This is a genomic window from Paenibacillus sp. BGI2013 (assembly GCF_002843485.1).
Taxonomy (GTDB): Bacteria; Bacillota; Bacilli; order Paenibacillales; family Paenibacillaceae; genus Paenibacillus; species Paenibacillus amylolyticus.
Map to the genome: position 1 here is coordinate 130,997 of NZ_PJFA01000011.1, position 12,965 is coordinate 143,961.

At 43.0% G+C, this 12,965-nt stretch carries 10 protein-coding genes; 8 read left to right on the plus strand and 2 right to left on the minus strand.

Annotated elements, in window-relative coordinates:
* Positions 1-106 precede the first annotated feature (106 nt).
* On the minus strand, positions 107-1,549 hold the full coding sequence (locus tag CXK86_RS23615) for a stalk domain-containing protein (RefSeq protein WP_180361854.1): 1,443 nt from the start codon (positions 1,547-1,549) through the stop codon (positions 107-109).
* A 392-nt stretch (positions 1,550-1,941) separates the two neighbouring features.
* Here CXK86_RS23615 and CXK86_RS23620 point away from each other — a divergent pair, with 392 nt between their 5' ends.
* Entirely contained in the window at positions 1,942-2,328 is a 387-nt protein-coding gene (locus CXK86_RS23620; protein WP_180361855.1) for a DUF4362 domain-containing protein, read from the plus strand.
* A gap of 110 nt (positions 2,329-2,438) precedes the next feature.
* On the opposite strand, the gene CXK86_RS23625 is transcribed toward CXK86_RS23620, so the two are convergent.
* Positions 2,439-2,825, minus strand: a complete 387-nt coding sequence (locus CXK86_RS23625) for a VOC family protein (RefSeq protein WP_101314658.1) — start codon at positions 2,823-2,825, stop codon at positions 2,439-2,441.
* 143 nt (positions 2,826-2,968) lie between these two features.
* Here CXK86_RS23625 and CXK86_RS23630 point away from each other — a divergent pair, with 143 nt between their 5' ends.
* From CXK86_RS23630 to CXK86_RS23665, 7 genes are all read left to right on the plus strand, one after another.
* A complete protein-coding gene (locus CXK86_RS23630; protein ID WP_101314659.1) occupies positions 2,969-3,874 on the plus strand; it encodes an ATP-grasp domain-containing protein in 906 nt (301 codons plus the stop codon).
* A 273-nt stretch (positions 3,875-4,147) separates the two neighbouring features.
* Complete coding sequence (locus tag CXK86_RS23635) at positions 4,148-4,528, plus strand: hypothetical protein (RefSeq protein WP_101314660.1); 381 nt, start codon at positions 4,148-4,150, stop codon at positions 4,526-4,528.
* A gap of 116 nt (positions 4,529-4,644) precedes the next feature.
* Positions 4,645-5,889 (plus strand): WXG100 family type VII secretion target, encoded by a 1,245-nt coding sequence (locus tag CXK86_RS23640; protein WP_180361856.1) that lies wholly within the window; start codon positions 4,645-4,647, stop codon positions 5,887-5,889.
* Positions 5,886-6,371 (plus strand): hypothetical protein, encoded by a 486-nt coding sequence (locus tag CXK86_RS23645; RefSeq protein ID WP_101314662.1) that lies wholly within the window; start codon positions 5,886-5,888, stop codon positions 6,369-6,371. The genes CXK86_RS23640 and CXK86_RS23645 overlap by 4 nt, the downstream gene beginning before the upstream one ends.
* A gap of 250 nt (positions 6,372-6,621) precedes the next feature.
* Positions 6,622-7,170 carry a hypothetical protein gene (locus tag CXK86_RS23650; protein ID WP_144029832.1) on the plus strand — a complete coding sequence of 183 codons (549 nt, stop codon included), beginning with the start codon at positions 6,622-6,624 and terminating at the stop codon, positions 7,168-7,170.
* Between the two features lie 418 nt (positions 7,171-7,588).
* Positions 7,589-10,726, plus strand: a complete 3,138-nt coding sequence (locus CXK86_RS23660) for a DEAD/DEAH box helicase (RefSeq protein WP_101314665.1) — start codon at positions 7,589-7,591, stop codon at positions 10,724-10,726.
* A 695-nt stretch (positions 10,727-11,421) separates the two neighbouring features.
* Complete coding sequence (locus tag CXK86_RS23665; protein WP_257468099.1) at positions 11,422-12,642, plus strand: S-layer homology domain-containing protein; 1,221 nt, start codon at positions 11,422-11,424, stop codon at positions 12,640-12,642.
* Positions 12,643-12,965 lie beyond the last annotated feature (323 nt).

Here is a 12,965-nt window from a genome sequence, read left to right on the forward strand (position 1 = left end):
TTCAAATAAACGATGTTCATTAAGAACAGGACGTTTACTTGAAGAGGATTTTTTATATTTTAGGGGATTCAGATGTTGTAAAAGCGTTCGTTTAGAGCCCTGACTTTTACTTGTCCACATCGTCAATGGATAGCCTGGCTTTCTCTGGATCCCAGGACACGTTCAAACCCAAACCACGCAATACTTCAAAAGGTACAGTGGTTGCTCCTGAGTAGTTATTGATGGGTTCAGATAGCTCTATGAGTTGCTCTCCAGACGCATCCATGGAAGTTATTTGATAATGTGCTTCGTTAGGATTGATCGTAATTGTTTGATTGTTATATTTTAACGTATAGTAAATAAGGCTACTTTCCGCCTTATGAACCTCAAATTTTGCTCCGAGTGCTGCGGCGATTGCTTTGATTGGCAATTGTACGGTCTTGGGCGTTTCCACCGTGGGATACATCGACTGGAACAGCTCACCGTTCAGATAAACATCTGTACCAAGCTTGGCCTGAATCGGTTTGTAAACCATGCCTCCAGAAGATGTTGCAGGTGCGCCTGCTTCCTGATATTTATCACTTCCCCAGCCCCAGACAGTCCCTTCGGAGGATAATGCAAGACTATGGTGATATCCCGCTGAAACATCGGTAATGCCAGACAAATGGTTTACTTTTCCTACTTTGCCGGTCACTGTCCTTCCATAGCTATACACCTCACCAGAAGTAGTAAGTAACAAGGTATAACTTGAATTGGCATCCATCTTCTTCACTTTGAGCTCGTGATGAAAGGGGGTGACTTTGCCCTCTAGGTCTAGCTGCCAAGCCTTTCCCTTCTTATCCAGTGCAAGTAGAGATACATCTGCACTGGTGATCGAAGATATGTTGTTCAACCCCTTTAACTTGGTTGGTTTGGAAGGCGCTTTACCAGGTTCGTTTGGCTCGTTCCATGTCCATACGGAGCCATCTTTCTTCAGAGCATAGCCGTGTAGGCCAGCGGATTCAGCTTGGATGATATCTTTTAGTCCACTGATCGTCTTTAGCTTACGTGTCTGTTCCAGGTCTACGGTTTGAGGCGGGTTTTGCCAAGACAGAACGGTTCCGTCCTGGAGAAGGGCGATAGTTGAAAAAGCCCCTATTCTAACATTCGTGGCAGAGGTAATATCAGGCACTTGACGTGGCAAGTTGCCGTTACCCCACTCCCAAATGGTTCCATCTGCTTGAATTGCTGCGTTGTTCCCACCGCCGGAGGATGAAATAACTGTTATATTGGATAGTTTGGGGATACGAATCGGACTAAATGTATGACGATATCGAACATTCTCGCTCACACCAAGTTCTCCCCAGAGATTACGTCCCCAGGCCCATACGGAACCGTCACTTCTCAAAGCGACTGTGTAATAATAAGCTCCTTCTATATCGATATAGTGGATTTTCTTCTCTGTGCTGCTTGATGCAGGCGGTTGGACATAAGTGTTACTAGTGGAGGGGTACACGTTAGTTGCTGCATGAGTCGTTGGCACAGCAACTAGCTCTATCAGCAGGCTTGATGCAACTAATGTTGTAGCCATTACAATAGCGAATCGATGGGCCGTTTTTCGCTTACCTTTGGATCGATTATTTAAGCATGAAGTTGAGTGTTTTTCTTTTGCTATGTGATCGGATGAGTTTACCGATTGCATGATATCGCCTCTTTTTCGGATGAGTTGGGTATGAATGTTGCATTTCTTTCTAAACGCTCTATGAAGGGATGAAGTTACATACAAATGAAAAAATTTCCTTTATATTGAAGAGGGTTAGGTATTATTGCAGTCTTCCTAACAGAAATTAGGTAACCTGCACGTAGTCTTTAGCGTCGTAAAGATGAGGTGTTTGAATGAAAAGAGTGCTGCTTACGGTTTTGTTAGTTTTAATAGTGTTAACAGCATGTGAGGCAAATGATCAAAAAGTGGATTTTCCAGTAATGACGAAATCATTCCCAGAAATTATTGAGCCTCATAATCCAGAGCAAGCGGAGCAAAGTGGGGATGTGGTTGTGCTTCACGGAGGCAAGCGGAACGGGGATAAGTGGAACACATTTATGAAAAATGTGAAGGAAAAGCATCAGGCTCAGGTTCGCGTAACGAAGTATACCATTGAAGGTGGGCCCATTATCCATGAACTGATCTATGATGGTACAGCCATTCAATTCACTTACGATGACTCAAGAGATCTCTATGGCTCCACACAGGGAAGGGCGACCGACACCTGCAAAGGGATCGGCACGATGAAGAGTGAGCAAGGACGTATTTTTTACGTGTTAACTGGTTGTGAAAAGGAAGAGAACCCCTTTTCTATCCCTAAGCGTTAAATGAGATGTATCCACATGCAAACTCTTAATGAATTTCATAAATCCAAAAAACCTGCGAAGCCGAGGCTTTGCAGGTTTTTTGTGCTATTTGAAAGGTGAAAGTCGCGGGATTATGCGTACAAAGCATTGGAAAGTTCAATCAAGTTTCCGTCAGGATCACGTACATACACCGAACGAATGCTTCCCAGCGCACCGGTACGTTCCACTGGACCTTCTTCGATCTTCGTGTGATGTTGTAAGAGATGGAGAATCACTTCTTCCAGAGGTGTGCTGACCAGAAAACAAAGATCTGCCGAACCTGGCTTAGGGGTATGAGCCTTCGGTTCAAACTCTTTTCCCCGTTCATGCAAATTGATCTTCTGCTGTCCGAACTGTAATGCTTTTCGGCCTTTACTAAATTCCACTACCTTCATACCTAATATGTTCGTATAAAATGAAATGGTTGCTTCCAGATTCTCTACGGTTAACACGAGATGGTCAAGTCGTTCTATTTGCATGGATAAACCTCCTTCGAATTGGATCATTTGCTCCTGTAAAACGAGAGGTGTATATAGTAGTATGTCATTTATTATACCTTAGAGCTCAGTTGGATCGACATCGTATGAGAAACACAATTAAGCATGATGAAAGAGAGGTACATATGAAAATTATTTTTAGTAGTTCGCCGCTGGATGAGAAGAAGGTAGATGAAAGTTATGAACAGGAGTATGTATGTGCCAAGGAACTTGGCTTTGAGGTGGGACTGGTTCATCTGGAAGAACTAATAGTGAACCAGCGTCCGGATCTCGCTGTGAGACGACTTAAGCAGGTAGCAGAACGAGAGGATGTACTGTACCGGGGCTGGATGCTAACACCGGAAGCGTACGGGCTACTATATAAGGCGCTGTTATCAAAAAATCTATATCTCATTAACACACCAGAGCAATACAAGCATTGCCATTACCTGCCCGAGTCATATGACGTAATTAAAGGGTATACACCGCACTCGGTCTGGGTTCCCATGTCAGAGATTCAGGCTTCACCAGATGCCGTTAAGGAGGCCACGCGAGGATTTGGTAATCAGCCAATTATCGTTAAGGATTATGTGAAATCTCGTAAACATGAGTGGAAGGAAGCCTGTTACATCCCAGATGCTGCGGATGAGGAGCATGTGAAAAAGGTTGTGCATAACTTTTTGACGCTGCAAGGTGAAGAATTGAATGTAGGGCTTGTATTCAGGGAGTATGTTCAGTTGGAGTTTCTGTCCTACCACGACCAGAGCGGTATGCCGTTATCACGAGAGATGCGGGTGTTTATGTTAGACGGTAAGCCTGCATACATCTCTAACTATTGGGATGAAGGACAGGACGAAGCGTTTAGAGATGCACTCACTTCATTTCTGGACATTGCACAAACGATTCAAAGCCGTTTCTACACGATGGATTTTGCCAAGGTGGAAGGCGGATCTTGGATTGTTCTTGAACTCGGTGACGGCCAGGTGGCGGGGTTACCGGATTATGCGGATCCGTTGACGTTTTATGAGCAATTGAAGAGAGCATTAGTGTAAACAACTAAGAAGAGTTAACTCATGGAGATCATGAATTAACTCTTCTTTAAGTTAAGTTCAAATGGAATATTCGATACGTGTGGTGTGGATTCTTAATTATTAGTTACTGAAAAATAAAGTATGAACGGAAGCGCTAAAATAAAAAGACCGATAATGATAGCGAAGATGATACTCTTTTTATTCATTGTGTGCTCCTTTCAGAAATAAAGCATATCTGATAAAATTCAATTCATAATTAATATCCAATTATATCATATTTTGGAGGAGGATCTAATGAAGCGCTTCTGGATATTGTGTGTGTTGATACTCGTATTGTCAGGTTGTGGTCAGAACAATAGAGAGAAAGCCATTGAATATCTAACGCAAAATCAGAGAAACGATGCATCACTCATTGTATTTACCGACCGTCTTTCGGAGCGGCCATTTATTGTTGATTTACAGACGCAATTAAATGAAGTGAATAACGAAAATTTGAGATCAGAAGGCCCAATTACCAGTGTGAATTTTTATAATGTGCGTGATGAAAATAAGTTTAATTATGAGAAGATTTTCGGTCTGAAATCATATCCGTACATGATCCTGTTCGAGAAAGGCCACATCACATTGGAGACGCGGGAACCTGAAGAAATCGTTCAGTATTTTAAACAGAAGTAAGACTCCACGAAAAACATGCACGAATATGCAAAATATCTGACTAATGAATGTTTCCTGACTACTGAATCTTTAACCAGAAAATGAATCCTCCGTTTGATTCCAATCGACATCTTCACTTGTTAAAATTTAGGTATAACTACTATGGTCAGGTTGGCGGTGAAGATGGTATGCAACGTATTCAGGTACATCCCGATGTGCTGGACGAGAAAGCTCGATTGGTTCAGCAGAAGAAATTGGAACTCGATCGAATCGTTAGAGAACTGGAGAAATCGATTTATTTGTTGCAATCCGATTGGTCTGGTGTGACAGGAGAGCGTTTCTTCTGGGATTTTATGCAGGTGAAAGAAGTGTTCCCGACTACACTCGGGCTGTTGGACAAAATCCAGAATGAGTTTACGTTTATCGCGAGGAACTTCAGAACAACGGACGGCTCCGGCGAGGTTGCGCTGTACATTCCAGAAGAACTAAAGCCAAGCTTCGGCACCGGACTGGTCGATAAAGCAATTGGTGACACCGTTACGGGACTTGGTGAGACGGCAGAAGCGTTCATTTATAATCCGTTTAGTACATTAACCAGTCTGGCCTATGCCATGACTATGGGTAAGGTAGTTGACGTTGGACGTGGCATTGGATTCGCATGGGATGCGGCCTGGGGCACGGGAACGGCAAGGTCTGACATCGAGGAGTTTATTGATGAGCAGAAGAAGCAGCTCGATGAGGATAAGTCGGGTTATTATAAAGGTGCCATGGTAGGCCAGGCTTTCTCTTATTTTCTCTTTGGCAAAGCCTTGCACTCGAAGGATCACAATGAATCGGGTGGAGCAGTGGAGGGTAAAAAGGAGAAGAGTGAGGGAAATAGTCTGAATCATGATGGAAGGCTAAGAACGGAAGGCACTAAAACCACATACACAAATTTATTCGGAAATGAAATATCTTGGACAAATCAAGGTCCTAAGGATATAGATGCAATTATTGAGAAAAATTTAAGAAGCTTAAAAACTGGCGATATTTTAGAGGGGCAAGTGGCAGAGACAATAAAAGAGACAGGTAGATTACAAGGTACAGGTATAGAATTGAAATTGCAAAATAAGTTGAAAGCAGGCGATATCGATATTCTAACAGACTCGCATATTATTGAGGTCAAGAAGTCTTTAAGTGCCTTAGATGAAAAGCAACTGGATAAGTTGATCAATCCATCAAATAAAAATTATTTTAACTATGACAATCGAGAAGTTATATATTACATTGAAGATGTAACTGTAAAAAATAAAACTCAATCTGATTTAGTTGGAAAATTAAAAGATCAAAATATAAAATTAATCAGCTCATTAGACGAATTGAAGGAGGTTATAAGTAAATGAGTTCAGTAATCATTCTAAAAAAAATCTCAAATTATTCTCCGGAGCAGACTCTTGAGGACTTTAAGTATGCAGCACAGAGAGCGAATATGTATTGTTTTCATTTAGCAGTTGATCATGATACAGATAACAACTTTCAATCTGCAGAAGGCACACTATCTGAAGTGGATGAAGAGACCCTATCAAATACTGATGATGAAGAAACTATTAGGTACTTCACTTTTAACGTGAATAAAGTTGTCGAAAATTCATATGATAGTTTTACGTGGCTCACCCAATCAACAGATTACTTTTGGGCAGCGGATGTTGTAAATATTAATCATGAATATGAATTTATTTATAGGTTTGTAGTAGAGTATTTTCAAGATAACACGGAAGATTACTTATGGTTTGATGATGCTGAGTGGTATTACACAGCTGACGATATCTTGAGATTAAGTCAAAGGCCGTACAACCCAAAGTGGTGTAGCGAAAAGGTTGTATAAGTTACGAGGGTGGAGGATTATTCTAGATGGTTCTACTCCGCTATTTAGAATGAAATAACGATACTACTTAAAAGCACTTCTACCATACAAACGTAGAGGTGCTTCTTACTATAAAATCCTAGGAGAACAGCTCGCAATGATACTTAAAAAACGACTTTTAATAATCGGATGCTGCATTGGATTTGTATTCTTACTTGTTCTAACTTATAGCCTCTATACAGAAAAAAGAATGTATGAACAGTATCTAACGATGAATGTACGACAAGATATGGTTGATATGAAGAGTGCGATTGTCAATAATGATAGTTTGTTTAACCGAATACTGGAGAATGAAATAATAACAAATGAGATGGTTGAGGATGGAGAACAAGCCAGCCAGCTCTATTACAACTTTACAGATATGACGCAGATTATGAATAAGTATAACTTGATGAATCTAAGTTTCAGCGAAGAAGCCAACTGGCTGGTAAAACCCGCAGCATTATTTACAAACGACTTCAGCCAAGATGACATTTTGCCACCTACGCTTCACCGTATGCGAATGACGTTCGAGAGGCTGGATATAACCAGTTATCCTGTAACAGCTGAACTTAAAGCCGGAATCGGGGAGTACCAGCAGTTAAATCATCGATGGCTGAACATTGTTGGGGACTTTGAATCCAAGGAAATTAACGAGAATGAGTGGCCCCAAATCTTGAATGATCTGGAGCAAGTGACCCGAGCTTATTTTAGTGAGAAAAAGGTTGATTTCGTTGATGATGACGTTTGGAGAGACGCATTAAATCCAAGGTACGAATGATACTTATGGTATGAAAGGAGATCAGGAGCATATCCATCCTAGAGATAATTAATGAAGTAGCAGTGATTCTTTTACTCATTGGTGCCTTCTTTTACTTTCTAGAGTTACGTAAAATCAAAAGGCAAAGGAAACTAACGGCTATGGAATACATCATGTATATCACGATTCAAGTTGGGTACTTACTTTGGGCAGGAAGCAGATTGATAATGTTAATTTCATAATAGCTCATACCGAAAGTGGAGTACTCCTGCCGTTCAGAGGCGATGTTGAGTGCTCCTTTCTCTTATATTCGAACAACTAATGAAAATATCCCCATACTGGACGATAATAGAGTAGAGACCATATTTACCAATTACCAAGCATCTAATGATATCACCTACATATCCACAACCATCCTACACTTACACGAGGTACATTCATGAAACAAGGTATATATGAACAGCTTATCAACACCATCACCAGGCAGGAGATTTCAGCACTGGACCCGGATGTGTATAACATTGGGACCGAGAAGTTGGATGCAGAGGAAGCGCGCAAGCTGCTGTCCACGTATTTGGCGGCGGTGACCCGGCGAGCGCTCAAGATTGTGCGGGAACAGACGGAAGATAAAACGGCAGTATTGGCACAGATCCGAACGAGTAATGAGATTCTTGCCACTCTGAAAGAAACACTTGGGGAAGAAGAGTACAAAGAATTGCAACTGGATGAGCAGGGGGAAGTGTTGACTCATGTGTATTCCAAGCTGAACAGCATTCGTGCGGTCCGGGATAGCAAAATCGTTCGTCCTGATACGCCAATCTCCCAAAGTTCATTATTCACAGGCGCGAAGTCCGAGCCGAGTATGTTACTGGAGCTGCAAAAGGAGATCGTGACCGCCGATCGGATCGACTGGTTGGTGTCATTTATCAAATTCAGCGGGCTTCGCCTGCTGCTGGAACAGCTTCAACAATTCACGGCGTGCGGTGGGAAGCTGCGGATCATCACAACTACATACATGGAAGCAACCGACCTTAAGGCCATTACTGAACTTAGCAAACTGCCCAACACGGAAATCCAGATTTCCTATGATACCAAAGTGACTCGGCTGCACGCTAAAACGTACATTTTCCACCGTGATACTGGCTTCACTACAGCCTATGTCGGCTCCTCTAACCTATCCAACCCAGCGCTGACCAGTGGTATGGAGTGGAACCTCAAGGTGACGGAGAAGGATTCACTCGATGTGCTGCGCAAGATTGAAGCGACCTTCGAGAGTTACTGGAATGACCGCGAATTTACGCGATATGTAGCTGAAGATGAGGGACATGAGGCGCAGTTGAAGGCGGCTCTGAATCGTAAAAAAGATCAGTCCAACCACTTTCACCTCGACATCCAGCCTTATGATTACCAAAAAGAAGTGCTCGAACAGCTTCACGCCGAGCGTACGCTGTATGGACGAACCCGCAACCTGATCGTCGCCGCCACAGGCGTTGGCAAAACGGTCATCTCTGCCTTCGACTACAAGCGGTTTCGGGCAAGCCATGCGGGAGCCAAGCTGCTTTTTGTCGCCCATCGGGAAGAAATCTTAAAGCAAAGCCGGGACACGTTCCGGTATATCCTGAAAGATATGAACTTTGGTGAGCTGCATGTCGGGAATCACCGAGCAGAGGCGCTGGATCACCTGTTTGTTAGTATTCAGAGTCTTAACTCCATGAAGCTGACGGAGATCACCAGCTCAGACTATTACGATTACATCAATGTGGATGAATTCCACCATGCCGCTGCTCCTTCGTATCAGAAGCTGTTGTCCCACTACGAACCTAAGATTTTGCTAGGACTCACCGCGACGCCTGAACGGATGGATGGCAAAGACATTACCGCCTACTTCGATCATACGATTGCCGCCGAGATCCGTCTAACCGATGCCATTGACCGGAAACTACTGAGTCCTTTCCAGTATTTTGGCGTCACCGATACTGTCGATCTATCCCAGGTAAAGTGGTCGCGTAAAGGCTACGATTTGAACGAACTGGAGAAGCTCTATACCCATAACAAAATCCGTGCCAACCAGATCATTCAAAGTCTGAACAAATACGTAACCGATCTGGATGATGTGAAGGGGCTTGGTTTCTGCGTAGGGGTGGATCATGCGATGTATATGGCAAAAATATTTAACGAAGCTGGCATTCCATCCATGGCCCTACATGGCGGGTCGAGCGAACAGGAACGTCATTCTGCGAAAGGACAGCTGGTGAACGGGGAACTGCGCATGATCTTTGTCGTGGATCTGTACAATGAGGGCGTGGATATCCCTGAGGTGAACACCATCCTGTTCTTGCGTCCTACCGAGAGTCTGACCGTATTCCTGCAACAGTTGGGACGTGGACTACGGATGGCCGATGGCAAAGAGTGCCTGACCGTGCTCGACTTCATCGGGCAAGCGCATCAGGAGTACAGGTTCCAAGATAAATTCCGTGCTATGATCGGCGCCACCAAACATTCCATCTCGTACTACGTCGAGAACGGCTTTTCGAACCTGCCACGCGGCACGTTCATTCAATTAGAGAAACAAGCGAAGGAATACATCATGCGCAACCTCAAACAGATGAGTCGTAATCGCAGAGCGTTGATTCAGAAGCTGCAAACGTTCCAGCAAGACACCGGACTGCCGCTGACCTTGGCTCATTTTGTGGAACATCACGGGATGACACTATATGAATTGTATGGTGGACGTATGGGGAGAAGGTATTTTCGCGGCCTGTTGGCCGAAGCAGGATTAACAGCACCTATCGAGGATGAATACGAGGAGTACATCCGCAGACTGCCATCTGTGTTGACGATTAATTCCCGAAGCTGGCTGAACTTTCTGATCGACTTTATTGAAAAAGGCCAAGAAGCAACCACCGCCGATGAACAGCGCATGTTGATTATGTTCTATTACACTTTCCACCGGGCCGCGCCTGAGAAACTAGGGTTGAGCAGCATCGAAGAGGGTGTACAGCGTGTGTTGTCTGGTGAGGCATTCCAAGCAGAGCTTGTGGATATTTTCAAATATAATCTGGCTCATCTGCGATTTGTGGATAAAAGCAATTCGTTCCCGTACACTTGTCCACTGGATATCCACTGTATGTACTCCATGGACCAAGTGCTCGCCGCCTTTGGCTATTGGGACGCTGAGCAATCACCAGCCTTCCGCGAAGGTGTGAAGTATTTTGCCGATGAACAGACCGATATCTTCTTCATTACGTTGAACAAGTCGGATAAGGATTTCTCACCATCCACATTGTATGAGGATTATGCGATTAACGAGCGTTTATTCCATTGGCAGACTCAGAGCCGGGTGTCAGAGCATACGGCTACGGCGCAACGGTATATTTATCACCGGGAGACAGGCAACCGGATTGTGCTGTTCGTGCGGGAGTATAAGGAGGAGCATGGCTATACGTCTCCATTTGTCTTTCTGGGTGAAGCGGATTACGTGAGCCATGAGGGGAACAAACCGATGAGCTTTGTGTGGCGACTGCGGGAAGAGATGCCTGCGAAAATGGTAGCGGTAGCGAATAAGTGTATTGTTTGAGCATGATAACAATAAGGAGAAATCTCTTGAAATGAAATTTTCCAAACATCAAGATCAATAATTCATAGTTAGTTATGCTTTGTTTCTTGAATTTATTGTTTGATACCTATTTTTATATTTTTTGGAGACATTTGCTGCTGGAGTCAAAATATTCGAAGTGTTCTATAACGTAAAGGATATTGAAGTAAATTAAATATTTAAAAATGTCGAAGGGGTGATGTAGCATTTCTTATATAAAGGTAGTACTTTTGTACCTCTAGCATTTGTGAGTGATGCTAGAGGACAACCTGTGAAATGAAATGAACAAACTTACAGAGGGAGAAAGTTAAAGACAACAACGGATATGAGCGCGCTAACCATCCTACATACGTTTTGAGCTAATTCAGATAACTGGATATACAACGATTATAATTTAAATGTGGAATATAAGAGTTGCAATAGTGGGATTATTATCTAAAAAAAAGCTACTTAACAAGTTAAGGTTTCTAAGGATACTTATCAAATGATGAGCTATTAGCTAGATTTTTTAATTACGTGCATTGTAAGTTACAGGACATACAGATAGGACAACTGTGTTACCTGGTTCTATTAACCCAATAGTATCACTTAAGCAATAGTGTCTCTCACTATAGTAATCATCACAATTATCGCATCATTTTGTAATCAAAAGCCCCTCATTAGAAGGAGAGAGTCCAATGAAAAAGATAATCACAGGAGCCATGCTGACAGCAGCACTTACTATAGGCATTCTGAGTAGCACCGTACAACACGTTCAAGCCGCTACAGTAGCTTCAGCAGCATCCTTGCAATTCAGTGACGTTAAATCGAGTCACTGGGCTTACAGCGCTGTTCAAAAGGCTATATCGAAAGGATACATCGAAGGTTACACAAACGGAACATTTAAACCCGATGTTAGCGTCACGCGGGCTGAATTCGCCAAAATGGTCGTTGCTGCTATGGAACTTGATGTACAAGAAGCTTCTGGCAAATGGTACGTTCCATACGTTAATTCCGCGACCAAAGCTGGATTGTATGCAAGTGCCGATTTCTCAAACAACGACGCTGGATGGAACAAAGTAATGACGCGTGATGAAATGGCCCGTATGGCAGCTCGTGCGATCGGAGAAATAACTAAAGAAAATGACAAATGGATATACCTGGCAACGAAAGCGGGCCTGATCCAAGGTGTCGGTAAAGGACAGCTCGCTCCAAAAGGACTGACTACACGTGCGCAGGCTGTTGTTCTGATCGAGCGCATTCTCTCCAAAAATACTGGAGCTAACCTCGATGTCGATAAATATGCGGTCGGGAATGCTGAAATCGCATGGCATGGTACGAACATCTTTACCGTGATGCCAGAGATGTGGGTTACTCCGGAATCCGATTGGAAACGTGCTGGCAAGGCGTCGATCGAGGATATGTGGGATGAGAGTAAAATGACAATCACATCGAAAGATGGACTGTATCAAGGTAAGCTGGAGGCTCTTATCGCGATTGATCTTGCTGACCCTAACGATCCAAATCTTGGGTTGATTGCGCCAATCAATACGCTCAAATGGTTCAATAACCGACCTGATGTCAATAACTTGATGGTCAAAGATCAGAAGAACAGTTACGTCCTGTATTTCAAAGGTAAAACGGTATTTAACAAAGATCCTAAGAAATATAACACTTATGATTATCTGAAATTCCGGGTCGATGGATTTGAAAGTCCTGATTTCGATGCATATACCGAGAAAGGGGTGCTAAATACAACTTCGCGCGTTTATCGCAATACGCGGACTGATATACCTGCCGTCATGATTCCGAAAACTGGAACTATACAACAAACCGACTTGGTAATTAGACTTCAAACACCAGCAGGTGGATCTCTGTTTAGTGAAAGCATTCCGTTACGTCTCCAAGGAAACCAATAATGAAAAAAAACCGACGACGCCTATTGTTTGTCGGGCTCAGCATATTGCTCTATCGAGCAGTATGCTAGGTGATTTCCATTAAAGAGACATTCTTAAATGATCCCTTTAAGGTATGGTAATTAAAAAGAGATGAAACATTCGGTTGAAGAAAATAAACAGGAGAAATTACGGTACGGTGGCTAAGCCTCTATGTTATGTAGTTAAGGTAAAGAGGGGGAGAATACGATGGCAGACGTATAGGAGAAAAGAAAGACTATCGCTAAAATTCGAACTTTTTGGGAATTCCGTATTAACCTTTATTGTTGGAAGATCTAACAAACTGT

Excerpts from the sequence above, each read along its gene's own strand:
- CXK86_RS23615 (WP_180361854.1), bottom strand. The coding sequence starts at position 1,549 with ATGGCTACAACATTAGTTGCATCAAGCCTGCTGATAGAGCTAGTTGCT.
- CXK86_RS23620 (WP_180361855.1), top strand. The coding sequence starts at position 1,942 with ATGACGAAATCATTCCCAGAAATTATTGAGCCTCATAATCCAGAGCAA.
- CXK86_RS23625 (WP_101314658.1), bottom strand. The coding sequence starts at position 2,825 with ATGCAAATAGAACGACTTGACCATCTCGTGTTAACCGTAGAGAATCTG.
- CXK86_RS23630 (WP_101314659.1), top strand. The coding sequence starts at position 2,969 with ATGAAAATTATTTTTAGTAGTTCGCCGCTGGATGAGAAGAAGGTAGAT.
- CXK86_RS23635 (WP_101314660.1), top strand. The coding sequence starts at position 4,148 with ATGAAGCGCTTCTGGATATTGTGTGTGTTGATACTCGTATTGTCAGGT.
- CXK86_RS23645 (WP_101314662.1), top strand. The coding sequence starts at position 5,886 with ATGAGTTCAGTAATCATTCTAAAAAAAATCTCAAATTATTCTCCGGAG.
- CXK86_RS23650 (WP_144029832.1), top strand. The coding sequence starts at position 6,622 with ATGAATGTACGACAAGATATGGTTGATATGAAGAGTGCGATTGTCAAT.
- CXK86_RS23660 (WP_101314665.1), top strand. The coding sequence starts at position 7,589 with ATGAAACAAGGTATATATGAACAGCTTATCAACACCATCACCAGGCAG.
- CXK86_RS23665 (WP_257468099.1), top strand. The coding sequence starts at position 11,422 with ATGAAAAAGATAATCACAGGAGCCATGCTGACAGCAGCACTTACTATA.